Source organism: Idiomarina sp., assembly GCF_019431395.1.
In the GTDB taxonomy this organism is placed as follows: domain Bacteria; phylum Pseudomonadota; class Gammaproteobacteria; order Enterobacterales; family Alteromonadaceae; genus Idiomarina.
On record NZ_CP080268.1, the window covers coordinates 1866954 to 1892265 of the forward strand.

The 25312-nt window shown below is 48.0% G+C and carries 18 protein-coding genes, 2 tRNA genes, 3 rRNA genes and 1 pseudogene; 6 read left to right on the forward strand and 18 right to left on the reverse strand.

Features of this window, described 5'->3' with window-relative positions; translation table 11 throughout:
• Positions 1-17: 17 nt before the first annotated feature.
• The 5 genes and pseudogenes from KZ771_RS09025 to mpl all read right to left on the reverse strand — a co-directional run bounded on the left by KZ771_RS09025 (position 18) and on the right by mpl (position 4392).
• A complete protein-coding gene (locus tag KZ771_RS09025) occupies positions 18-698 on the reverse strand; it encodes an SAM-dependent methyltransferase (protein ID WP_290572785.1) in 681 nt (226 codons plus the stop codon).
• A complete protein-coding gene (locus KZ771_RS09030) occupies positions 695-1471 on the reverse strand; it encodes an ABC transporter permease (RefSeq protein ID WP_133539842.1) in 777 nt (258 codons plus the stop codon). The genes KZ771_RS09025 and KZ771_RS09030 overlap by 4 nt, the downstream gene beginning before the upstream one ends.
• The gene (locus tag KZ771_RS09035; protein ID WP_290572783.1) at positions 1468-2400 is read right to left on the reverse strand and encodes an ABC transporter ATP-binding protein; all 933 of its coding nucleotides are present in this window, start codon (positions 2398-2400) and stop codon (positions 1468-1470) included. The genes KZ771_RS09030 and KZ771_RS09035 overlap by 4 nt, the downstream gene beginning before the upstream one ends.
• Before the next feature lie 3 nt (positions 2401-2403).
• Positions 2404-3044 (reverse strand): annotated as a pseudogene (locus KZ771_RS09040) (flavin prenyltransferase UbiX).
• Positions 3034-4392, reverse strand: coding sequence for a UDP-N-acetylmuramate:L-alanyl-gamma-D-glutamyl-meso-diaminopimelate ligase (gene mpl, locus KZ771_RS09045; RefSeq protein ID WP_290572779.1), 1359 nt, complete (start codon positions 4390-4392; stop codon positions 3034-3036). The pseudogene KZ771_RS09040 and the gene mpl overlap by 11 nt, the downstream one beginning before the upstream one ends.
• A gap of 134 nt (positions 4393-4526) precedes the next feature.
• Here mpl and KZ771_RS09050 point away from each other — a divergent pair, with 134 nt between their 5' ends.
• The 5 genes from KZ771_RS09050 to KZ771_RS09070 all read left to right on the forward strand — a co-directional run bounded on the left by KZ771_RS09050 (position 4527) and on the right by KZ771_RS09070 (position 8580).
• Positions 4527-5510: a class 1 fructose-bisphosphatase gene (locus KZ771_RS09050; protein ID WP_290653005.1), complete on the forward strand. Its 984-nt coding sequence runs from the start codon at positions 4527-4529 to the stop codon at positions 5508-5510.
• Positions 5511-5612: 102 nt separating this feature from the next.
• A complete protein-coding gene (gene ppa, locus KZ771_RS09055; RefSeq protein WP_133539837.1) occupies positions 5613-6140 on the forward strand; it encodes an inorganic diphosphatase in 528 nt (175 codons plus the stop codon).
• Between the two features lie 13 nt (positions 6141-6153).
• A complete protein-coding gene (locus KZ771_RS09060) occupies positions 6154-6864 on the forward strand; it encodes an ABC transporter ATP-binding protein (RefSeq protein WP_290653007.1) in 711 nt (236 codons plus the stop codon).
• Entirely contained in the window at positions 6857-8098 is a 1242-nt protein-coding gene (locus KZ771_RS09065; protein ID WP_290653009.1) for an ABC transporter permease, read from the forward strand. The genes KZ771_RS09060 and KZ771_RS09065 overlap by 8 nt, the downstream gene beginning before the upstream one ends.
• Positions 8095-8580: a DUF3299 domain-containing protein gene (locus KZ771_RS09070; protein WP_290572770.1), complete on the forward strand. Its 486-nt coding sequence runs from the start codon at positions 8095-8097 to the stop codon at positions 8578-8580. Before KZ771_RS09065 ends, KZ771_RS09070 begins: the two co-directional genes overlap by 4 nt.
• 12 nt (positions 8581-8592) lie before the next feature.
• On the opposite strand, the gene KZ771_RS09075 is transcribed toward KZ771_RS09070, so the two are convergent.
• From KZ771_RS09075 to KZ771_RS09130, 12 genes are all read right to left on the reverse strand, one after another.
• Positions 8593-10836, reverse strand: coding sequence for an EAL domain-containing protein (locus KZ771_RS09075; RefSeq protein ID WP_290653011.1), 2244 nt, complete (start codon positions 10834-10836; stop codon positions 8593-8595).
• A 77-nt stretch (positions 10837-10913) separates the two neighbouring features.
• Positions 10914-11618, reverse strand: coding sequence for a TIGR04219 family outer membrane beta-barrel protein (locus KZ771_RS09080; protein ID WP_243734515.1), 705 nt, complete (start codon positions 11616-11618; stop codon positions 10914-10916).
• Positions 11619-11626: 8 nt separating this feature from the next.
• Positions 11627-12637 carry a DUF2333 family protein gene (locus KZ771_RS09085; RefSeq protein ID WP_133539832.1) on the reverse strand — a complete coding sequence of 337 codons (1011 nt, stop codon included), beginning with the start codon at positions 12635-12637 and terminating at the stop codon, positions 11627-11629.
• Positions 12637-13056: a copper chaperone PCu(A)C gene (locus KZ771_RS09090; protein ID WP_290653014.1), complete on the reverse strand. Its 420-nt coding sequence runs from the start codon at positions 13054-13056 to the stop codon at positions 12637-12639. Before KZ771_RS09090 ends, KZ771_RS09085 begins: the two co-directional genes overlap by 1 nt.
• A gap of 26 nt (positions 13057-13082) precedes the next feature.
• Complete coding sequence (locus KZ771_RS09095; protein ID WP_290572759.1) at positions 13083-13391, reverse strand: hypothetical protein; 309 nt, start codon at positions 13389-13391, stop codon at positions 13083-13085.
• Between the two features lie 170 nt (positions 13392-13561).
• Positions 13562-15973, reverse strand: coding sequence for a TonB-dependent receptor (locus KZ771_RS09100; RefSeq protein ID WP_290572757.1), 2412 nt, complete (start codon positions 15971-15973; stop codon positions 13562-13564).
• Positions 15974-16232: 259 nt separating this feature from the next.
• A 5S ribosomal RNA gene (gene rrf, locus KZ771_RS09105) occupies positions 16233-16348 on the reverse strand.
• Positions 16349-16470: 122 nt separating this feature from the next.
• Positions 16471-19357 (reverse strand): 23S ribosomal RNA (locus tag KZ771_RS09110).
• A 237-nt stretch (positions 19358-19594) separates the two neighbouring features.
• Positions 19595-19670 (reverse strand) — tRNA-Ala (locus tag KZ771_RS09115).
• A 127-nt stretch (positions 19671-19797) separates the two neighbouring features.
• Positions 19798-19874, reverse strand: a tRNA-Ile gene (locus KZ771_RS09120).
• A gap of 106 nt (positions 19875-19980) precedes the next feature.
• Positions 19981-21522, reverse strand: a 16S ribosomal RNA gene (locus KZ771_RS09125).
• Together the 16S, 23S and 5S rRNA genes with 2 tRNA genes alongside form the textbook arrangement of a ribosomal RNA operon.
• Positions 21523-22001: 479 nt before the next feature.
• Positions 22002-23600: a S8 family serine peptidase gene (locus tag KZ771_RS09130; RefSeq protein WP_290653016.1), complete on the reverse strand. Its 1599-nt coding sequence runs from the start codon at positions 23598-23600 to the stop codon at positions 22002-22004.
• Positions 23601-23731: 131 nt separating this feature from the next.
• Between KZ771_RS09130 and trmA the strand changes: the two genes are divergently transcribed.
• Positions 23732-24835 carry a tRNA (uridine(54)-C5)-methyltransferase TrmA gene (gene trmA / locus KZ771_RS09135; RefSeq protein WP_290653018.1) on the forward strand — a complete coding sequence of 368 codons (1104 nt, stop codon included), beginning with the start codon at positions 23732-23734 and terminating at the stop codon, positions 24833-24835.
• Positions 24836-24849: 14 nt separating this feature from the next.
• Here the strand turns inward: trmA and KZ771_RS09140 are convergent, their stop codons facing one another.
• Positions 24850-25254 carry a MerC domain-containing protein gene (locus KZ771_RS09140; RefSeq protein WP_290572256.1) on the reverse strand — a complete coding sequence of 135 codons (405 nt, stop codon included), beginning with the start codon at positions 25252-25254 and terminating at the stop codon, positions 24850-24852.
• Between the last annotated feature and the right edge of the window lie 58 nt (positions 25255-25312).

The window sequence follows — 25312 nt, forward strand, 5'->3', positions numbered from 1 at the left end:
CTTAACTCTGATGTCGCTTAGTTCAGAGCATTTAAATCGGCGGTCAGCTGCCATAAGGACTGTCCACTGTCTTGGTATTTGCGCTCAAACGGAGTCATTGGCGCGGTATTGTGCATGTCCAATAGCGAAATACCCGCTTTTATACGGGACAAGCTTAAAGCCTCGGCGACTTCCAGTAAATAGGTGCTCCAGTTCGAACGCAGCGTCAGTTGCCCACCCAGTTTAACCAGGTAGGGCCAAACAGGCGAACCATGCCAGCGACGTGCTAAATGCGCTGCTTTTGGCCAGGGATTTGGGTACAGCAAAAAGTGCTGGCTAATCTGCCAGTTAGCGTTGCAAGCTAAGCGCCAGAAATCCAGCAAGTCAGCACGCAACACATAGTAGCGTTCGCCATGACCACCCTGTTGGTAATTGCTGTGCTTATCGATGCGATGAGCCGACTTATCCACACCGATAACCAGAGCATCGGGATGTTGCTGCGCAATAACTGCCGTACTCTCACCAACACCACAACAGGAATCCAGAATTAACGGACCTTGCCATTCACTTACCAACCCATTGACTTCATCAAATGCGGTTTGGTTATGAGCCTGGATTGGCTTTTTAAACTCGCTGTTTAAGTGCCGCGAAACAACCGCTTTAACGTCCTCATGTGGCCCTGTTTGGTTTGAATGAACCGGGCGTGCCTGAGTATTCACGAACGTATACCTATGCCTTTTTCGAGTAAATAGTATGCCAGCGCAAAAAACACCACATTAAAGCCAACTAGTACCGTCATTGCTGTCGCAATACCGACATCCGACTGCCCCAGAAAACCATAACGAAAGCCGTTAACCATATAAAGAATGGGGTTAGCCATAGAGACTTTCTGCCAAACATCCGGCAGTAAACTTACCGAATAAAAAACACCGCCCAGGTATGTTAACGGCGTAAGCACAAACGTCGGTACAATCGAAATATCATCGAATGTTTTACCAAATACGCCATTAATCAGGCCGCCCAGAGCAAACAAACTAGAAGTTAAAAAAACAGTCAACACGACGTAGCCAAAATGCGCCATCTGAATATCAACAAACGCAAATGAGACCAGTGTTACAATAACCGCTACAATCATCGCGCGCGCCATACCGCCACCAACATAACCCATAATAATGGCTGCTGTTGGCACCGGCGACACCAGCATTTCTTCGATATTGCGCTGAAACTTAGCGCTAAAAAACGACGAGGCTACGTTGGAATATGAATTGGTAATGACCGACATCATAATCAGCCCGGGAACGATAAACTCCATGTAGGTTACACCGCTCATCGTGCCGATACGCTCGCCGACGATGCTGCCAAAAATGATGAAGTAAAGTGTCATGGTGATGGCTGGCGGCACTAAGGTCTGGATCCAAATACGCAGAAATCGTGTGCATTCTTTTATCCAGATTGTCTTTAATGCAATAAAATTTGACGACATGTAGCTCATGCTTTGTCTCCTCCCTGACCGCGGCCTTTTTCAACCATCGATACAAACAACTCCTCTAACCGGTTTGCTTTGTTGCGCATCGACAATACTTTTACTTCAGCACGACTCAATTGCTCAAACACGCCGTTTAGGCCGGCATTTTTATCGACATCGACTTCCAACGTATTATTGTCTTTCCAGCGATGTTCGAAGCCCTCTATAGCGGGCTCCTGATGCTCATCTTCTAAATCAAGCACAAAGGTCTCGGTATTCAATTGCGCCAGCAGTCGTTTCATCGAGGTATTCTCAACAATTCTTCCGGCGTCGATGATACCGATATTTCGACACAACATTTCTGCTTCTTCCAGATAGTGAGTGGTCAAAATAATGGTGATACCTTCTTGGTTAATCTGTGTCAGGTAATCCCACATCGAACGTCGTAGTTCGATATCGACCCCCGCAGTGGGCTCATCCAGTATCAGTAGCTTGGGTTCATGTAGCAGTGCACGGGCGATCATTAAGCGACGCTTCATGCCACCGGATAATGACCGTGCGGGCTCATCTCGTTTGTCCCACAATCCCAGTTGGCTGAGATACTTTTCTGCACGTTGGTAGGCTAGTTTTCTGGGAACACCGTAGTACCCCGCCTGATTCACTACGATTTGGCGAACCGTTTCGAACTGATTAAAGTTAAATTCCTGTGGCACCAGACCAATCTGACGTTTTAGCTCCGTCAATTGTGTATCAAGGTCATAACCGAAAACCTTCACGCTACCGCTGGTTTTATTAACTAATGACGAGATAATCCCGATAGTCGTTGATTTACCGGCTCCGTTAGGACCCAAAAGCGCGTAAAAATCGCCTTCTTCAACAACTAAATCGATGCCCTTTAACGCCTCAAATCCACCACGATAGACTTTACGCAACTCCGAAATTTCTAATGCTTTCATCGGCTATAATGACTCCTTTGCGTTGCCGTAACCCCAGCGACTGACGAGATTCTGCTCAAGACCCAGATGGTCGAGCATCCGCGCTACCATAAAATCAATGAGATCATCAATCGATTGCGGTTGATGATAAAACCCGGTGATGCCGGCATAACCGTCACCCCCAGCTGACTCAGCTGCAGCATATTTTGCAGGTGCAGAGTAGAGAGTGGTGCTTCTCTTGGCACCACAATTAATTGCCCGCGCTCTTTCATTACCACGTCAGCCGCACGTTCAATCAACGTATTACTGCTGCCGGTAGCCAGCGCCGATAACGTACTGGTCGAACAGGGGCATATTATCATACGCTTAGGGGCCGCTGATCCAGACGCGACGGGCGAGAACCAATCTTCCTTACTGTAAACGTTAAGCTGCTGCGAACTCAGTACACAACCACGCTGAGTAAAATAATCAACTAACTGCTCAGCGGCTTGCTGCGGCGCTGCTGACAACTTTAGATTTTGCTCTGTTGCCAACACCACCCGAGCGGCACTTGAAATAAGCAACAGCACTTTTTGTTTTTGCGCCAGCAAGCACTCGATAAGCCGCAACCCATAAGGGGCGCCCGACGCTCCGGTTATTGCGACTGTAATGCGATTATCTGTCATCCAGGTTCCTTTCGCTCAATGCGTCAATTAACTTGTGGTGCAATCCACCGAAACTGCCATTACTCATTATAACAATAGCGTCCTCAGCCTCTACGTTCGCTATTACGGCCGCAACTAATTCATCTACCGTTGCGGCTATGGTGGCTCCCGGTAAGTGCTCAGTTAAATTCCAGCTAATGTTATCGGGTTGCAGTACAAACTGCTGATCCGCTAATGACAACGCATCCGCCAACTGATTGGCATGCACACCAAGCTTCATGGTATTCGAACGCGGTTCCAGTACCGCTATAACGCGACCACTGTGGTGCGATTTGGCGGCCGTTAATGTTGTCTTTACCGCGGTCGGATGGTGGGCGAAGTCGTCATAAACCTTAATGCCATCAACATCTGTCAGTAGTTCCATTCTGCGTTTAGGCGACTTAAAACGAGCTAATGCCGTTGCACTTAATGATGCATCCACACCGACATGGCGGGCCGCTAGCATTGCCATTGCTGCGTTGTGCGCATTATGCTCTCCGATAAGTTGCCAATTAACATCAGCTGTCGTGGTTTTATCGCGGCTGGCAAGCGTAAATTGGCTGGCATCACCATTGCCAATATTGACCTGCCAATCCCCCCCGTTACCCACGGTAACAGTCTCGCTCCAGCACCCCTGCTCAATAACCTGTTCTATTACTGCATCATTTGCCGGTACGATCACTTGGCCGGTGTCAGGAACAATTCTTAACAGATGCGCAAACTGACGTTGTATTGCTGACAAGTCATCAAAAATATCAGCATGGTCAAATTCAAGGTTATTGATAATCAATGTATCCGGACTGTAATGAACGAATTTAGATCGTTTATCAAAGAATGCGGTGTCATATTCATCTGCTTCGATAACAAAGAATTGTGAGTCAGTAACCCGCGCACTGATGCCAAAGTTTTCTGGCACGCCGCCAATCATAAAGCCCGGATTGTAACCCGCTGACTCGAGTATCCAGGCCAGCATGCTGGCGGTGGTTGTCTTACCGTGCGTACCAGATACAGCTAAAACCCAGTGATTTCGCAGTACTTCGTCATGCAGCCATTGCGCTCCCGAGATATAGCGCATACGGTCACGCAATACTTTTTCAACTTCTGGGTTACCGCGGCTTAGCGCATTACCAACAATGACCAAATCGGGCTGCGGTACCAAATTGTTCTCGTTATAGCCGGCCATTAAGGTAATACCCAGGCTCTCTAACTGCGTGCTCATGGGTGGGTAGACATTAGCATCGGAACCACTAACTTGATGGCCCAGTTGTTTAGCAATGGCAGCAATACCGCCCATAAAGGTGCCGCAAATACCGACAATGTGAATATGCATGATAGTATTTATGTTAATTCTTAACGATGACCAAAGTGTATCATTGTCCGCTACACAGAGCAGGATTTTTGCGCAAAAATAAGGTATCATTTGCGCCCTGTTAACACACAGTGACCAGGTATACAGAGGCAATCATGAAACGTTTACTGCCAACCCTACGCGCAGACCAAACCAGCGAATCATTAATCTCGGTGATTAATACGATTCAAATCGCAGCAAAAGAAATTTCTTTTCGCTTGCATCAGGGAGCGCTAGCCGGCGTTCTGGGTTCAACACTTGATGAGAATATTCAGGGTGAGACCCAAAAGAAGCTCGATGTGGTTGCCAACCAACTACTCAAGACGCTACTACTCGAATCACCGAATGTTCATGCCATAGCTTCTGAAGAAGAAGACTCTATCGTAGTAAGCCCCAACTCGGGTCACTACCTGGTTGCTTTTGATCCTTTAGACGGCAGCTCAAACATTGACATCAACGGCTCCGTTGGCACGATTTTTTCGATTTTGCGCAAACCAGAAGGCGAAGATACCGGTGAGTCGATGTTTCTGCAGCCGGGCAAAGCTCAGGTGGCAGCAGGCTACATTGTCTATGGCCCCGCGACCATGATGGTACTGACAACGGGTAAGGACGTAAGAACATTTACCTTAGACCAAACCGTTGGGGAGTTCTTGCTGACCAAAGAGCGGGCGGAAATTCCCCGTTCAACCAAAGAATTTGCCATCAATATGTCGAATCAACGCCACTGGTCTGCACCTATTAGTGAGTACGTTGCCGATTTACTTAAAGGCGAGACCGGCCCGCGTAAGAAAAACTTTAATATGCGCTGGAATGCGGCAATGGTATCGGACGTGCACCGCATTATTACCCGCGGCGGTTTGTTTACGTACCCCTGGGATGCCCGGAACGAGAAGAAACCGTTTAAACTGCGGTTAATGTACGAGGCGGCACCGATGGCGTTGTTAATAGAGAAGGCCGGTGGTAAAGCCAGTGACGGTTATCAGCGCATTTTGGATATTGTCCCCAATGATATTCACCAACGTGTCGGCGTTGTGCTGGGTTCGGCTGCCGAAGTCGATAAATGCCTTGAGTATCATGCTCGTCACAGCAAACCTTTTTAACAGAAAAGACATAGACTAATGCAGGGTTGCGCGGGATCGCGGAGAAGCTATAATCGCGCAACATTGTTTACTTTTTTACTTATCAATACATAGGAAGTCATCATGAGCTTAGGAAACGTTCCTGCAGGGAGTAACCTGCCTGACGAAGTTAACGTTATTATCGAAATCCCGGCAAATGCAGATCCAATCAAGTACGAAGTGGATAAAGATACTGGAACGCTTTGGGTTGACCGTTTTATGGCGACGCCTATGTTTTATCCGTGCAACTACGGCTTTGTTAACCACACCTTGTCTTTAGATGGTGATCCGGTAGACGTGTTGGTGCCAACACCTTACCCGCTGCAGGCCGGCTCTGTAATTAAGTGTCGTCCGGTTGGCGTACTGAAAATGAGCGACGAATCTGGTGAAGATGCCAAGGTTATCGCGGTGCCAGTCAGTAAACTGTCTAAAGAGTACGACCATATTCAGGACGTTAATGACTTACCTGAGTTGCTTCGCTCACAAATCACTCACTTTTTTGAGCGCTACAAAGAGCTGGAAAAAGGCAAATGGGTTAAAGTTGAAGGCTGGGGCGACGTTAACGCAGCAAAAGAAGAAATCAAATCATCTTTTGAACGTGCTCAAAAGTAGTCACTGTTAGCTTATGTCCGCTGCCATTGAGCTCGATAAAGTTCGGTTTAGCTGGTCTTCGCAAGCGCCAATAATCGATATAGAGCACTGGCGTGTCGATTATGGCGATACGCTTTTATTGCGAGGCGCCAGTGGCAGCGGAAAATCAACATTGTTATCGCTGCTGGCCGGCATCAATAAGCCTCAGCGCGGTGAAATTTGTTTGCTCGGAAGCGATATCACCCAATTAAGTGCTCGCCAGCGAGATAAATTTCGTGCCGATCATATCGGCTACATCTTTCAGCAATTTAATTTGCTCCCCTACCTGAGTGCACACGAAAACGTGCTACTGGGCGTTCATTTTTCTGCACTCCGACGTCAGCGATTAACTCAGTCAGCTACGCAAACAGCGACCGATTACCTAACCCGCCTGGGATTGTCAAAACAGCAGCAACAGCAACCCGCTGCTGTTCTAAGTGTCGGTCAACAGCAGCGGGTTGCGGCTGCCCGTGCACTGATTGGCGCACCCGAAATACTCATTGCCGATGAGCCAACGTCTGCGTTAGATACCGAGCATCGCGATGTATTTATTAAGCTCCTACTAGAGCTTAGCCAGGCAAATAACACCACCGTTGTGTTTGTAACCCATGATGCAACGCTGGCAGGGCACTTTAATACCCACACAGAATTAAGCCAGTTAAATCCTTTACCGCAGACTGCCTCTGCCGGAGGTAACAATGTTTAAGCTGGCTTTAAAAAGTCTGTTGAACCGCAAAACTAGTGTCATCCTGACGGTTGTCGCAATTGCGGTTAGCGTTGCTTTGCTATTAGCAGTTGAGCGGGTCAAGGAACAAGTACAGCAAAACTTTGCCAACACGGTGTCCGGAACCGACCTGATCATTGGCCCACGAAGCAGTCAAACACAGCTGTTACTGGCATCAATTTTCCACATCGGTAGCATGACCAACGCGATGAGCTGGGATAGCTACGAAAATATTGCCGGCCGGGATGAGGTCGACTGGGCTGTACCAATATCGCTGGGTGATAGCGTTCAGGGCTTACCCGTGGTCGCCACCACAGAAGGCTACGTTAAACATTATCGTTACGCTGATAAACAAACGTTAAATGTGATTCAGGGACGATGGTTTGCTGACAATGAGCAAGCTATTCTGGGGGCAGAGGCGGCTAAAACTCTGGGACTAGCTGTCGGTGACCAATTAACCATAGCGCACGGCAGTGGTGGTTTAAGCTTTAGCGAGCACGACCAGCATCCGATTGCTGTCGTCGGTGTATTAGCACGAACGGGTACGCCGGTTGACCAAGCAGTGTTTGTCAGCCTGGAGACCATAGAAACTGTACACGGCATTGAACCAGGCGCTACGGAACATGCCAAAGATCATCATCACGAGGGGCATGAACACCCGGCAGAAAGCATTACAGCTGCACTGCTAGGCTTAAAAGTTAAACCGCTAGCGTTGCGTTTACAGCGCGAAATAAATACCTACGAAAAAGAACCCCTGACTGCGTTGATGCCTGGAATGACGCTACAACAATTATGGAAGACGTTGAACGTATTTGAACAAACCCTAAACGGGATGTCTGCGATTGTGGTACTTATCGGACTTATTGGCATGCTGACCATTCTGTTGGCCAGCCTGCGCGAACGACGCCGTGAAATGGCGGTCTTACGCGCAGTAGGGGCAGGCCCGCTGACGCTATTTTCTTTACTCGTAACCGAAGCCGTATTGGTCACGTTATTCGCAACCTTCGCCGGCTTAGCCTTACTGTATACTTTACAATGGTCTTTGATGGACTTTATTCACAGCCAAACAGGCATACTGTTTAGCTTAAATTTACCCACGCCTGCCGAATGGTGGCGAATGGGGTTAGTGGTTATCGCGGGATTTCTGTTAAGTTTAATCCCAGCCTGGCGAGCTTATCGCCAATCACTTTCGGATGGATTAACGGTGAAAGTATGACGTTATTAAAAAAGCTCAGCACTTTATTGGCACTGGGTCTGGTGCTGGCATTACCGGTTAGCGCTGCAGAAAAAATTGGCTGGAAGGATCTTCTGCCTGAAGGATTTACACCGCCTCCTGTGCGTCCGCAATCCTATTATGATGCCAACCCTGAGGCCGACAAACAATCGCATCTCGACGCTCCCGTGGTGGAGTCTCTTGATGGCAAAAAGGTTCGTATTCCCGGTTACGTGGTGCAGTTAGAAGGCAACGCAGATGCGGTAACAGAGTTTCTGTTAGTCCCTTATTTTGGTGCTTGTGTCCACGTACCGCCACCACCGCCTAACCAGATTATTCACGTTGTATACGAACAAGGCGTACCTTACGAGCACACCTACGATGCAGTCTGGATTGAGGGTACGATAAAGACACAACGTACCGAAGGCGAGTTAGCCGTTACCGGATACTCAATGACTGCAGACAGCGTCGAAGTTTATCAATAAGTTCACTTGTTGTTAGTCTGATGCTGCAGATGAGCTCAGGCTAACACAATCGCCATTCTCCCGTTCCAGCAGCTTCATCAGTTGCTCGGCAGGCATAGGGCGCGCGAAGTAATAGCCTTGTGCTTCTGCACACTGTAACCGTGTAAAGTATTCCAGTTGCTGTTGGTCTTCAATACCTTCGGCAACAATACCCAGCCCCAGGCGGTGTGCCATATCAACTATAGTCTCGATAATGATTCTGCCGCTATCTTGCGAGGAATTATGAACAAATGTTTTGTCAATTTTTAACCGGTCCAACGGTAACTTCTGTAGGTAACTCAAGGATGAAAAGCCTACGCCGAAATCATCAATTGCTACGTGAATACCTTGTTGCTTTAAGCGGTATAAAATATCAGCGACAAAGTCAGGATCTTCCATCACAATACTTTCGGTGATTTCTAGTTCCAGGCGGTCCGCATTAACTTGGTGATTATTAAGCTGTTGCTCTATGAGTTCGGGAAAGTCACGCGTACGAAATTGCGGCACCGAAACGTTAACTGCAATACGAATATTATTATAGTCACGTTCGTTAAAACGTCTAATTTGCTGACAGGCTTCTTCGATTACCCAGGCACCGATATCAACTATCAGGCCGGAGTACTCTGCCAATGGAATAAACTCTGCCGGACTAATAAAACTACCGTCACTTTGCGGCCAACGCAGCAGCGACTCTACACCAATAATGCAACCCGTGTTCAAATCAACCTGAGGCTGATACCAGACCTCGAGTTTGCGTGCAGCAAAATCTGCTCGCAAACGCCGCACCATATGCAGACGCCGTTGCGTTTCTTCTTCCATGTATGGGCGATAATAATTAAAGCGCTCAAAAGAGTTCTTTTTGGCGTTTTTAAGCGCAATATAAACCTGTTTCAATAAACCTTTGCCATTGGCTTGCTCCGGATTTTCACCGGAGGTAAAACCGGACGTAATACTAAGCGGTATATAATGCTCACCAGCTCGGAATGGCAGTTTAAACAGTTCATTAAGGTTTTGTGGGGATACTAAATTGACCGGACCAATCAGACCAAACACATCGGCTGCAATTCGCGCAACAAAGATATCTTCACCCAGCTGCTCAGTTAAGCGAAGCGCCACTGAACGAAGTAATGCGTTGCCCACATCCTGTCCTAACCCGTCATTAACGTCAGAAAAATGGTCGATATCGACGATGGCTGCAACCTGGTTTTTGTTAGGGTACTCGGATAATTGCTGCAACTTACGAGTAAACTCTGCTCGGTTAGCAATACCCGTTAATGGATCGAGATAGGCTGCCGAGCGAAGCTCCTCAAAAAGGTTGGCATTTTCGAAACCAACGGCGATATTGGCTAAAAAGACTTCCAGTAATTCCTGATCATAATTTTCAATCGACTCAGAGGTCTCAATATAAGCCGCGGCCTGATGCTCCTGGCCGTCAATAAAGAACACCGTGGCTCCTTCAAGCTGAATATGTCTTCGCTCGATAAGACAACGTTGCACGCCTTGCTCGATACGCTGAGACTCTAGCGACCGAAGGGTTTTATTAATACTCCCGGCAAAATGCCCCGCAGCGCCCAATACAATAATTTCATTATCCTTGTCCGGCGCCCTGGCACCAACAATTCCCTCAGCTCGCAAACCTAATAGAGATGCTAACTGAGTCACAACCCCCTCGGAAAAATTAACAATGGAATGTTTTTCCATTAAGTTTGAGGCTGAATGAATGATTTTTCTTAGTCCGCGGCGATTCTCATTAATCGTTCGTAATTGCTGGTATGAGCGGATGGCAGAAAATACAGTGGTCAACAAACGGCTACGGGTGAGTTCCGTTTTGGTCTTGTAATCATTGATGTCGTAACTTTTTACGACGCTTTCTTCGGGCGCGTAACCAGGCTGACCGGTACGCAAAACAATCCGCACTTCGTCATTATTAAGCTCTTCGCGTATTGCTTTAGCGACATTCAGACCTGCATCATCAGTTTCCATCACGACATCAAGCAACACCATTGCAATGTCATCATGATCCGTCAGCGCATCTAATGCCTCTTCACCGCTGTAAGCATGCAGAAACTCAAGTGTTCGGTTGGCAATAATCACGTCAGAGAGCGCCATCTTGGTGACAGCATGAATCTCCTGATCGTCATCAACGATCAGGAGTTTCCAAACACCTTCTGTAAGTTCCCCGGGCAGTTCTTCAGGGTCATCATTTAAGAAGAGTGGCTCATCGTGGTTACTGCTCATTAAATACCAGCTGCCTTTTATTAACCCATAACGTTAACAATCTAGCTACAACTGGATGTGACTGCAAGCGCTAATCGTTAGAAATGTATATCTAACGCGACAAATGGGCCATCAAAATTAAGATCGGAATAAATACCATCGACATCGTCTAGCTCGACACGCATAGAGCGGTAACCTGCACTGACACTCATATCAATGGCTAAGTTATCAACAAAACGGTACTCCAGAGCCGCTTGAACGTCATGCAGGCTACTGTCATCAAAGCTAACCGCCTTCGCTTCGCTGGTTACCGTCCAGTTAGTGAAAGGCAAGCCGACTCTTGCCGCCGCATACGCGGTCGGTACTACGCCCGAAAAGCTCACTGACTCAATAATATCGCCGTAAATAACCTCTGCTTCGCCGTCGAATTTTTTGCCGTTAATGCCAACGTCGATCGCTATGATATCGTTATCGAAAATTTCGTAGTACAAGGTGTAATCGGTATTGTCGAAATTCCCTGCGCTCATACCATGTGGGCTATCAACCTCAAGGCTATTTTGCTGTATTTTCAAGTTAGGTACTAAGGGGACAGGATGTTCTAGCGCTGCATAAAAGCTTGTCATGGTGTCATCGTTGTCGATGTAATAAGGGGATATATCTGAACCGATGCCATAACGCCCATCGTAATCAGCTTGCCACCCCTGAGCACCAATATAAAGTCCCAACACGGTGTCGGCTGACGCTACCGTAGGAGCCGCCGCAAATGCTGCTGACAGTATTGCAACACTTAATTTTTTCATCATAACTCCGTTTAACCTTCCGCTAGTAAATTTCGCAAATCGATCAGCGCTGCATTCGCGCGCGATAAATAATTAGCCATCACTAATGAGTGGTTAGCCAATAAACCAAAGCCCGAGCCATTTAATACCATCGGGCTCCAGATAGCTTGTTGCGAAGACTCTAACTCTTTTATTATCTGCTGCAAGCTTATTAACGCATTTTTATTATTCAGTACATCAGCGAAATCTAATTCAACCGCTTTTAGGTAATGTAGTACAGCCCAACTGGCTCCCCTGGCTTCGTAAAACACGTTATCAATTTCCCACCAACTGGTTTTACTATTCATGAGCTGAGGCGTCGGTGTAGACTGTGAGGAGCTCACATCCCCGGCTAATGAAACGTCGGTTTCGACTCGGGCTACACTTGCGCTTAACCGCCTCGATAACGACCCCAATCGTTTCTCGACTTCTTGTATATAGCGCCTTAAATTATCGGAGCGTGCGTAGAATTGAGCCGAATGATCATTAGGATCTGCAAGCGCCAATCGATACTGACTTAATTCGTTAACAACGGTTTGATATTCGTTTTCTGCAGTAGGTGCAAACCAGCTTTGATGATCGATATTCATCGCCGGTTGTGCGGTTGTTAGATTTGGGTTTTCAACCGACTGCGACTGCGAGCGGCTAAAGTCATTACGTAGTGATAACAAAATATCACGGGTCATTTGAATAACGCCAAACTCCCATGCCGGAATGTTATCGAGCAAGCTGGTCGGCGGTAAAATATCGTTGCTCATGTAGCCGCCGCGCTTATCGGTTAGGGTGTTGGTAACTCGAATAACAGCAGTGGTGGTAGCGAAACCCTTTACCGGCTCTAGTTTTAACTGCTGCGCTTGCTGCTCAACCGCTTGTTGTACTGAAAATTGTTCGGGTTCTTTGCTTAGTATCCATCCCAATAGCCAAAGTAAGACAACCACAATCAGCAACGAATAGGTTACCCAGCGCCATGGGATATGAGCAAATCGACTACTTGCATCCTTCATTAAGGTTTCCTTATGCCAACATCAAGAGTTTGTTGTGTTCCATCAGCAAAGTCTAGCACAATGTGGAGCATTCCATTCTCTTGCAATGGTTGCTTTAGGCCCATCAACATTACGTGATAGCCACCTGGCTGCATAATTAACGATTCGCCCGGCGATATAATTTTTGATGGAACATGCTCCATTCTCATCATGCCGTCAGCATGAATGTGTGTATGCAGCTCAGTAACCTTAGCTACTTCGCTGGACATGCCGACTAATGTTACTGCATCATCGCCTGTGTTTTTCAGGCTCAGATAGGCAGCGCCATTAGCCGCTCCGGGAATCGATGCCCGCGCCCAGCCATCAGTCATAACAAGCTCGGCCGTATTGCCCATAAAAGAAATGCAGGCGGTGAACAGTAATAAAATTGTCTTTCTCATCTTTTGTCTCTTTAGTAACCCTGCGGTTATACAGTTTTGCGTGGACTCCTAAAGACAAAGTACAACACTAAGACGCAGAGTACTAGTGGCCAGAACAAGCCGATACCTGTAAATATCAACGCTAACAACGCGGCTCCTAAACCGAGCAGTACACTACCGAACAAGGTCATTACCAGGAAGAAAACCAAGCCTACGATAGCCAGGCTGAAAACTATAGAAATAACAAACTCAATAACAGAACCGATGGCAAAGCCTAGTGTTGAAAGTATTTCCGGAGCAAAGAATAACACCAATACTGTGATGACAGCGATTGCGATAATTTGATTACGTGACATAGACACCTCATTAAAACTAATCGTTACAGGTCATCACTTTCAATTTTAATGCCAAGTTAATATCTTTAAAATTCAAGTGGTTACATATAATTAAACAGGCTGAGTTCGTGGATTTAACGAATTAAATAAAAAAGCCGCCACAAAGTGGCGGCTTTGGTTAATACGGTCATTTAAAAAGTATATTGCAGTTCAGTGAAGAAGTAACCGCCATTAAACCCTATTGGCGAGTTTGTTAATGGGTACTTAAATATTCCGTTGAACTGATTGCCCTCTGAGCGCATATCAGGGTAGTCACTGAATAAATTTTGGGCACCGACACTAATTTTTAAATTATCATTCCATTGATAATTAACCGTCACGTCGGTAATCCAATCCGGGCCATAAGTTTCGGTACCACTGCTGTAGTAAATATCGTAAGTACCAAAGTAGCTAAACTGGATATTACTGCTCCACTTGCCTAACTCATGCGTAAGCCCCAGTGAACCAGAATTTTTTGGTACCGATTCAGTCATCCTTGTTTGTTCTTCCTGATCGAATAACACATCATCCAGCCCATCGAGAAGCGGCGGTAAGTTAATCGCGTCAATCTCAGTATCATTGTAGCCGTAAGCCAATTGACCTTTCAGGTCGCCATAGCCACCCAAATCAAACTGCTGAGTCACTACAATATCGACACCCTTGGTGGTGGTATCCACTGCGTTGACAAAGAAGCGCGCATTTTCGGCTGTAGTGTTTGCCAGAGCATCCGCAACCGCTGGCGAGTCCTCTGGTGTCACATCGCCCGAGAGAATAATCCGGTCCTGAATTTCGATCTGGAACGCATCAACGGTAATTGCCAGGCCCTCGTAACCATTCCAAACTAAACCCAAGCTTAGGCTATCAGATTCTTCAGGTTGCAAATTACCAATACCCAACGCGTTAGTCACCGGACTTATATTATTAAACGTGCCTGATTGTTCTGGCACGGGGCCATCGCCGCGATCAACAAACAGAGTCGAAATGTTGGTAAAATACAATTGCTGCACGCTCGGTGCCCTGAATCCGGTGTTTGCGGTACCACGCACCGCTATCCGATCAGTGAGATCATATCGACCCGAAAGCTTCCAACTGGTGTTTGTACCAAAGTCTGAGTAATCTTCGTGCCGAATTGCAGCACCCCATAAAAACTCAGTTGTTAACTGGTTCTCTGCTTCTACGTAAACGCCAATATTATCGCGTGACCGATCGACTTCAGATTCCGGCGTAAACCCGGTAAAACCCTGACTTCCGCCGGGACGATCCTGATAACCGCCGTTAATATAACTTTCTTCCTGGCCGGCACTGACCTGGTAATTATTTTCGCGGTAACTCACCCCCATTGCTAGAGACAAATCAGAGTTATTAGCAAATGGGATGAAACGCTGCGCATCGATGGTGACGTTCGTTTCAGTATTCTCGAGTGTACCCGCTTCAAATGAGGTCGGTGTTAACTCTGGGCCTAAAGACGCATTCAGGGAGTTGTTTACATTATACTGGAACTCACTCAGGCCATACCCTGCACTTACGTCAAACGTCCATTCGCCAAGCATCCACTCGTAACCTAAGTAACCTGAGTAATCTTTTACATCAGGCGCAAGAATCGGCAAAAAGCCGTCGGGGTAGATTTCGGTGAGGGTATTCGATTGCAAAGCGCGACGGTAAAATGCGCCGGATTCTGACGTTCTGTCACTGAAGCCGCCAAAAGCATAAAGCGTTCCGGAATCACCTACTGCCGTCTCAAAGTTTGCGAAAAGCGCAGCGTTTTCATATTCACCATCACCAACATGGAAACTCTGTCGGTTAAAAGTTTCCTCGCGAGGATCGAGTTCGCCATTAGGTAACAAGGGGTATTGTTGCCGTGGGTCATCCCCTGCACGGTTAGTACGGTTTTTGTGATGTAACTCGCCGGATATTGTAAAACTTCCTTCATCTCCAACCGAAAAGCCGTGACTGCCCGTTAGCTTCCATTGTTCTCCGTCGCCTTTATGCGTTTGACCTAGCTGCAAATTGGCGGAACCACCCTCAGCGTTGTCTTTCAAAACGATATTGATTACGCCGGCTATAGCATCGGAGCCATACAAGGCTGCCGCTCCGTCTCGTAATACCTCGATACGTTTGATCGCGGCAATAGGAATAGCGTTTAAGTCTACGTTAGAACTACCGCGACCTGTGGTTCCATTCAAATGAACCAGCGCAGAACTATGACGTCGCTTACCGTTAATGAGTACCAGGGTATGGTCAGGCGCGAGACCACGCAGAGAAGCAGGTCTGACGGCATCGGTACCATCGGTGATCGAGGATGATGGGAAATTAAAACTTGGAACAGCATATTGCAATGCCTTGCCGGTTTCCGTAATACCTGTAGCTGCCAAGTCTTCACCAGAAATAATATCGACCGGTGCGGCACCGTCAGTTGCAGTACGAAAAGACAGTCGCGAGCCAACGACTTGTAACACTTCCTCGACGTCGGCCTGGGACTCCGTACTGGTCTCTTGGGCTATTGCCGGCACGCCAAGCGTCGCGCTGGACAGAATGGCTAAAGTAATAAGGTTTTTTCTTTTCATAACTGCTCTCCCACTATGATTGTTCATTCAATATAGCAGTTATATGAAAAACCTCATAAAACGGTTGGTAATGGTCTAGATAAATAAAATCTATACCGCCGTGCCCAATCCAGTTTATATCGTAAATACCCAAAGAGCGGGCATAAGTAACCACCGGCTTAGCGGCGCAGCGGCGCGAAGGGTGAGGTAAAAAAAGCCAACGGCTGAGCGATAGGTATAAAAAAACCCCAGCCGATTGGCTGGGGTTGTTTTATTTGAAGTCTGGCGGTGTCCTACTCTCACATGGGGAAGCCCCACACTACCATCGGCGCTGGTATGTTTCACTGCTGGGTTCGGAATGGAGCCAGGTGGTGCCATACCGCTATGGCCGCCAGACAAAAACTGTTGTAACAACTGAAAGGCTGATTGTGATGCCACTCTTGTCGCGTCAGGACGCGACCTACCTTGGTAAAGGTTATCAACTTGTGCTTAACGATTCCAAACACCTTGGGTGTTGTATGGTTAAGTCTCACGGGCAATTAGTACGGGTTAGCTCAACGCATTACTACGCTTCCACATCCCGCCTATCAACGTTGTCGTCTTCAACAACCCTTCAGAGCACTTAAAGTGCTAGTGAGAGCTTATCTTGAGGCTCGCTTCCCGCTTAGATGCTTTCAGCGGTTATCGATTCCGAACGTAGCTACCGGGCAGTGCCATTGGCATGACAACCCGAACACCAGCGGTTCGTCCACTCCGGTCCTCTCGTACTAGGAGCAGCCCCTCTCAACTCTCAAACGCCCACGGCAGATAGGGACCGAACTGTCTCACGACGTTCTAAACCCAGCTCGCGTACCACTTTAAATGGCGAACAGCCATACCCTTGGGACCGACTTCAGCCCCAGGATGTGATGAGCCGACATCGAGGTGCCAAACACCGCCGTCGATATGAACTCTTGGGCGGTATCAGCCTGTTATCCCCGGAGTACCTTTTATCCGTTGAGCGATGGCCCTTCCATACAGAACCACCGGATCACTATGACCTACTTTCGTACCTGCTCGACGTGTCTGTCTCGCAGTTAAGCTGGCTTATGCCATTGCACTAACCGTACGATGTCCGACCGTACTTAGCCAACCTTCGTGCTCCTCCGTTACTCTTTGGGAGGAGACCGCCCCAGTCAAACTACCCACCAGGCACTGTCCTCAATCCCGATAAGGGACCTATGTTAGAACATCAAACATACAAGGGTGGTATTTCAAGGACGGCTCCACACAATCTAGCGACTGTGCTTCAAAGCCTCCCACCTATCCTACACATGTAGGTTCAATGTTCAGTGCCAAGCTGTAGTAAAGGTTCACGGGGTCTTTCCGTCTAGGTGCGGGTACACAGCATCTTCACTGCGATTTCAATTTCACTGAGTCTCGGGTGGAGACAGCGTGGCCATGGTTACACCATTCGTGCAGGTCGGAACTTACCCGACAAGGAATTTCGCTACCTTAGGACCGTTATAGTTACGGCCGCCGTTTACCGGGGCTTCGATCAAGAGCTTCGTCCGAAAACTAACCCCATCAATTAACCTTCCGGCACCGGGCAGGTGTCACACCCTATACGTCCTCTTTCGAGTTAGCAGAGTGCTGTGTTTTTAATAAACAGTCCCAGCCACCTGGTCACTGCGACCGCCAACAGCTTACGACGCGAAGTCTTCACCGTCAGCGGCGTACCTTCTCCCGAAGTTACGGTACTATTTTGCCTAGTTCCTTCACCCGAGTTCTCTCAAGCGCCTTAGTATTCTCTACCTGACCACCTGTGTCGGTTTCGGGTACGGTCGATGTCTATCTGAAGCTTAGAGGCTTTTCCCGGAAGCATGGCACCAACAGCTTCGCACCCTTAGGTGCTCGTCTCGTGTCTCGGCCTTAAGATGGTCCGGATTTACCTAAACCATCAGCCTACGCACTTTCACCAGGACTACCAACGCCTGGCCTGCCTAGCCTTCTCCGTCCCCCCATCGCAATATACATCGGTACAGGAATATTAACCTGTTTCCCATCGACTACGCGTTTCCGCCTCGCCTTAGGGGCCGACTTACCCTACCCTGATTAGCATGGGATAGGAAACCTTGGTCTTCCGGCGTGCGGAGTTTTTCACTCCCATTATCGTTACTCATGTCAGCATTCGCACTTCTGATACGTCCAGCAGTCCTCTCGAACCACCTTCATCCGCTTACAGAACGCTCCCCTACCCAGCAACAAGTTGCTGCCGCAGCTTCGGTGTATGGCTTAGCCCCGTTACATCTTCCGCGCAGGCCGACTCGACTAGTGAGCTATTACGCTTTCTTTAAAGGTGGCTGCTTCTAAGCCAACCTCCTAGCTGTCTGTGCCTTCCCACATCGTTTCCCACTGAGCCATAACTTTGGGACCTTAGCTGGCGGTCTGGGTTGTTTCCCTCTCCACGACGGACGTTAGCACCCGCCGTGTGTCTCCCGGATAGTACTCTGCGGTATTCGGAGTTTGCATGGGGTTGGTAAGTCGGGATGACCCCCTAGCCCAAACAGTGCTCTACCCCCGCAGGTATTCGTCCGAGGCTCTACCTAAATAGATTTCGGGGAGAACCAGCTATCTCCGGGCTTGATTAGCCTTTCACTCCTAGCCACAAGTCATCCCCTAATTTTTCAACATTAGTGGGTTCGGTCCTCCAGTTGATGTTACTCAACCTTCAACCTGCTCATGGTTAGATCGCCCGGTTTCGGGTCTATACCCTGCAACTAAACGCCCAGTTAAGACTCGGTTTCCCTACGGCTACCCTATACGGTTAACCTTGCTACAAAATATAAGTCGCTGACCCATTATACAAAAGGTACGCAGTCACGGAACAAGTCCGCTCCTACTGCTTGTACGTACACGGTTTCAGGTTCTATTTCACTCCCCTCGCCGGGGTTCTTTTCGCCTTTCCCTCACGGTACTGGTTCACTATCGGTCAGTTGGGAGTATTTAGCCTTGGAGGATGGTCCCCCCATGTTCAGTCAGGATAACACGTGTCCCGACCTACTCGTTTTCACATTTCATGCACCTTCACATACCGGGCTATCACCGTCTATGGCTCTGCTTCCCAACAGATTCTGTTAGCACATGTAACGCTTAAGGGCTGCTTCCCGTTCGCTCGCCGCTACTAGGGAAATCTCGGTTGATTTCTTTTCCTCCGGGTACTTAGATGTTTCAGTTCTCCGGGTTCGCTTCCTGGCACCTATGTATTCAGTGCCGGATACTCTGTAAACAGAGTGGGTTTCCCCATTCGGAAATCCATGACTGATAATGGCTCTTACTGCCTCGTCATGGCTTATCGCAAGTTAGTACGTCCTTCATCGCCTCCAACTGCCTAGGCATCCACCGTGTACGCTTAGTCACTTAACCATACAACCCGAAGGTGTCTGGACTACATGACCAAGATTGTTTGTTCTCGCTGTACACAAGTTCGATACGCCTCTACCAAAAGGTTCAAGTAGAGTGGCATTTCAAATCTTTTTACAATCAGCTTTCCAAGTTGTTAAAGAGCATGTAACGCAAAGTTACCGGTAAACATTCAAACCTGAACGCTTAACGCTAACATCGCCTTGCGCTAAAAGCGCAAGCTACAATCAAGAGAAGAAGTGGTGGAGCCAAGCGGGATCGAACCGCTGACCTCCTGCGTGCAAGGCAGGCGCTCTCCCAGCTGAGCTATGGCCCCACAGACCGCAGGTCTGTCGGCATGTCCGACACAACCCGAAAAGGGAATTTCAAGCTGTGGCAAGGCCGCAAGGAGGAAGCATACACCAGTATGCGACGACGCAGCAACGCAGTCCACAGCGCAGAAATGGTGGGTCTGAGTAGACTTGAACTACCGACCTCACCCTTATCAGGGGTGCGCTCTAACCAGCTGAGCTACAGACCCAGTAACCTTCAGCAATGTCGCGCAAAATGCGCGACCTACCGAATTCTTCTCTGTATCTATCAAACCAAACAATCTGTGTGAGCACTCACGTCCGATAAGCTTAATGTAAGGAGGTGATCCAGCCGCAGGTTCCCCTACGGCTACCTTGTTACGACTTCACCCCAGTCATGAACCACACCGTGGTGATCGTTCTCCCGAAGGTTAAACTAACCACTTCTGGTGCAGCCCACTCCCATGGTGTGACGGGCGGTGTGTACAAGGCCCGGGAACGTATTCACCGTGGCATTCTGATCCACGATTACTAGCGATTCCGACTTCATGGAGTCGAGTTGCAGACTCCAATCCGGACTACGACGCGCTTTATGAGATTCGCTTACCTTCGCAGGTTCGCTGCCCTTTGTACGCGCCATTGTAGCACGTGTGTAGCCCATCCCGTAAGGGCCATGATGACTTGACGTCGTCCCCACCTTCCTCCGGTTTATCACCGGCAGTCTCCCCAGAGTTCCCACCATTACGTGCTGGCAACTAAGGATAAGGGTTGCGCTCGTTGCGGGACTTAACCCAACATCTCACGACACGAGCTGACGACAGCCATGCAGCACCTGTGTCTGAGTTCCCGAAGGCACGAAACCATCTCTAGTAACTTCTCAGCATGTCAAGTGTAGGTAAGGTTCTTCGCGTTGCATCGAATTAAACCACATGCTCCACCGCTTGTGCGGGCCCCCGTCAATTCATTTGAGTTTTAACCTTGCGGCCGTACTCCCAGGCGGTCAACTTAGTGCGTTAGCTGCGTTACTCACGTCTTAAAGACACGAACAACTAGTTGACATCGTTTACGGCGTGGACTACCAGGGTATCTAATCCTGTTTGCTCCCCACGCTTTCGTACCTCAGCGTCAGTCTCTGACCAGGTGGCCGCCTTCGCCACCGGTATTCCTTCCAATATCTACGCATTTCACCGCTACACTGGAAATTCTACCACCCTCTTCAGGACTCTAGCGTGCCAGTTCAAAATGCCATTCCCAGGTTGAGCCCGGGGCTTTCACATCTTGCTTAACACACCGCCTACGTACGCTTTACGCCCAGTAATTCCGATTAACGCTTGCACCCTCCGTATTACCGCGGCTGCTGGCACGGAGTTAGCCGGTGCTTCTTCTGTGGCTAACGTCAACTGTAACCGCTATTAACGATTACCCTTTCCTCACCACTGAAAGTGCTTTACAACCCGAAGGCCTTCTTCACACACGCGGCATGGCTGGATCAGGGTTGCCCCCATTGTCCAATATTCCCCACTGCTGCCTCCCGTAGGAGTCTGGGCCGTGTCTCAGTCCCAGTGTGGCTGATCATCCTCTCAGAACAGCTAGGGATCGTCGCCTTGGTGAGCCTTTACCTCACCAACTAGCTAATCCCGCTTGGGCCCATCTCTAGGTGTGAGGCCCGAAGGTCCCCCACTTTGGTCCGTAGACATTATGCGGTATTAGCCACCGTTTCCAGTGGTTGTCCCCCGCCTAGAGGCAAGTTCCCAAGTATTACTCACCCGTCCGCCGCTCGTCAGCAAAGAAGCAAGCTTCTCTCTGTTACCGCTCGACTTGCATGTGTTAGGCCTGCCGCCAGCGTTCAATCTGAGCCATGATCAAACTCTTCAATTAAAAGTAGTTCAATCAACTCAATGAATTACGCGTTTTTGCTTGGCTTCTTTCGAAACCTTGCTGAACACTCATTCAAAAGTTGCAATACATATTTCGTTTTGCTTAACTTCTGCAAGTGCCCACACAGTTTGCTTGGCTTGATATATTGTTAAAGAGCGTTTCTCAGCAGCCTCGCTGCGAGAGGTGCGTATTCTACACACCTGAAGTTTTCCGTCAATACTTTTTTAAAAAAAGATGTTTTTGAAAACTTCTGTTTTCGGCGGCTTCGTTGCCTGCCTCGAACGTGGAGCGCATTTTAGAGATTTAACTGCAACCGTCAAGGCCTTTTTTGCAATTTTAATTGTTTTCTATGCCAACCGTTTAAATACCATTCAAATGTGATCAATATTAACAATTATATAGCCTTTATAGGACGTTAAAATAAAAAACCCCTGTTCTATAACAGGGGCTTTTACGACTAAATAGTGGATTTCACCTGATTATTTGTTCTTTCCATTACCTTTTCCGTTACCGGGCTTGGTATCGTCATCACCAGAACCACCTGTATCTCCACCTGAACCATCGCTTCCGGAGCATCCGTTGTTCGCTAGATAATTATAGGCAAGTTTGGCTTGGACTAAACCATGTCCATACGCATTATCACGACCAGTATCACCAAGGTCCTCGGCTGTAGCCGATAGCGCACTACGGATGTCCGTATTACTACAATCTGCGAAATGACTCCACACTAATGCACTTACTCCAACAACATGCGGTGTTGCCATCGACGTTCCGTCAAAAAATGCCCAATCGCTACTTTCAACAGCAACGGTTGCCGTCGACCCCAGCTGATTCAACATTTGCGCACCAGCAGAAGCGCTCACCACAACAGACGGAATGCTGGTAACGACATCGCCCAGCGTGCCGCTCAAAACACCCACTTCATTGTTGTAAATGATGGTGCCAATTCCACCACCGACTTCACAAGCTTGTACTTTTTCAGCAAAACTAATCGCTCCCCGCTCAATGAGGCATACGCTACCGTTTGCGTCAGCACAAACCTGGTCACCGATACCGCAGTCAGCTAATGAACCTGTCGCAGTGCCTTTAGCAGATCCTTCCATAGCAAGATTTTCGAAGCTCACTTCTGCAACCACGGCTTCTGAACGTTCACCCATGCCCCGAGGAACAGAAGATAGTACGGCGACCCCCGGTCCGGAAAGTTCAACTTGATTAGTTTGTTGCGAAAATGACGCAACCTGTTTGTTTGAATCTATTGCAGCAACCGATACAACAGCGTCATATGATGCAGGGTAAGAATGACGGGTATTGCCTGCATTACCCGCAGCAGCAATACTTAATATTCCTTGGTCATTAAATTGTGCAAACGCCCTTTCTTCAGTTTTACTGCCGCGATCTCCACCTAATGACATATTAATGACATTAGAGCCTGCCGCCGCGCATTCATCAGCCGCAGCAATCAATGAAGATGAATAGCCCCAGCCATCCGCATTAAATACTTTTACTATGTGAAGGTTTATATTGCCATTCGGTAGGACTCCTACAACGCCAGTACCATTCGCTAGTGCTGCAATTGTTCCTGCAACGTGCGTTCCATGACCACTCTCGTCGGTATACCAATTACCAGTACCACTATTGTAGCTACCATCAACACCCGCACTTTGTAGGTCAGGATGACCTAAGTCATAACCCGAGTCGATAATACAAACCTTTCTATTACCCGCGGCCGCATCTGACAATAAGTCGGCTTGAACCTGCGCAATACCATATGGTTGGCCTGGCTCGAACTCTGAGGCTAACAATTTACGTTTTACGTCGGGTTCCACATATTCAATATTCGGATTGTTTTTTAAACCCTTTAGAGCATTAGCGGGCACAGTAATTGCCATGGCATGGTGGTTCGGTAAATCGACCTTGGTCTCACCGCCGGCCTTTTGAATCGCCTGCTGTACCGATGCTTTATTACCCGGTTTAAAAGCTACAATAACGCGTTCTTTATCTACAGCAGCCTGCGCTCCAGCAGATAGGACCGATGCTGTTGCCACAAATACTAATGATTTTTTTAGCGATAATTTCATGATTAACCCTGTGTTTTTATATTTGGAATTTTCAGGGCCAACACAACATGAGAGAATAACGTCTCGTTGGCATTTAAAAATCTGCCACAAATTATTACTAAATGTAACCAATCTTTACAAAGGTATTACAGATGACATATCAGAACATCGAGTTGATCGATTACGAGAAGCAGCTTGAACAAAAGATCGAGACTTCTGCCCAGCGCTTTGAGGAAATCGGTGTAAGCGACTTCGATGTAGTTAAATCTGAGCCTAAGCATTATCGCATGCGCGCAGAGTTCCGGCTTTGGCATGAAGGCGATGACCTTTACTATATTATGTTTAATCCGGAAACTCGGGAAAAAGTCAGAAAAGATGAGTTTTTGCCGGGTAGTCGACTTATTAATAAGCTGATGCAGGCCGTTAGAGACTATGTCATCGATAAACCCGTACTGCGGCAGAAGTTATTTCAGGTTGATTTTTTAACCACCACAACACAACAGGCCATTGTATCAGTACTCTACCACCGTGCTCTTGATGAGGAATGGCAAGCTGCTGCTGCGGAATTGCATCAACACCTCCAGCAATATGCGGATGTATTGCATTTAATTGGCAGAGCCCGCAAACAAAAAGTTGTTTTTGGGGAGGAGTACGTTACTGAGCAAGTTAGGGTGAATGGCAAAACCTATCAGTCTATTCAAACAGAAAATAGTTTTACCCAGCCCAATGCCGGTATTAACGAAAAAATGATCGAATGGGCAAGCCGCCATGCCGGTAACACGAGTCACGACCTGTTAGAACTTTACTGTGGCAATGGCAACTTCACCCTACCGCTTGCCAAACAATTTAATCGAGTGCTTGCAACCGAAATCAGCAAGGGTTCGGTCAATGCCGCACGACGCGGTGCCGAGCTCAATAGCATTAACAACGTGACTGTGGTTAGAATGTCAGCCGAAGAGTTCAGCCAGGCAATGCAGGGGACGTTGTCTTCAAGACGCGCTGAGGAAGCCAACTTAAGCTCTTTTAACTGTAAAACAGTACTCGTTGATCCGCCGCGCGCCGGTCTGGATGAACTAGCCATACAGCTTGTCCGTCAATATTCTCGTATCATTTATATCTCATGCAACCCTGATACGCTAATCGAGAACATCAAAGCGCTGGGTAAAGAGTTTAAGGTGACGTCGGCCGCTATATTTGACCAGTTCCCATACACTGACCACATTGAATCTGGCGTTATATTGGAGAAATTAAGCTAGCCTTGCGTTGATGCTTAATTTGTTTCAGGAACAGCCACAGGAACTACAGCGTTAACCTTACGGGATCGTCGCAGATTACTCCAGTGTGCGTAAATAATGAGGCTCGCGCCAAGCAGGATAATAAAAGGCTCGCCCAGGTGCCCTAGGATGTCGCGCTGAGAGTATATCAGCGCGCCAGCTAGTAATGGTACCAGCAGGCGCCATTCACCGTGCTTACGTGCGCCACCAATCAGGGACCATAAGCCCACCGCTACGCTAAGACCTAAAATGGTATTTTCTAGCAGGTCTTCGCCAATAAACGCTAAACCAGCCAGAGCCAACAGGGGGAGTATCAGCGGCAATAAAAGGCAATGGATCGCGCACAATGTGGTGATCCACATCCCAGCTCTGTCCAATCGCTTTTGTTTTGATAAGGTCATATTCGCCCCCCTGACTACCGTGCTGTTATATTATAACATACGCTATCAGATGCCAAGG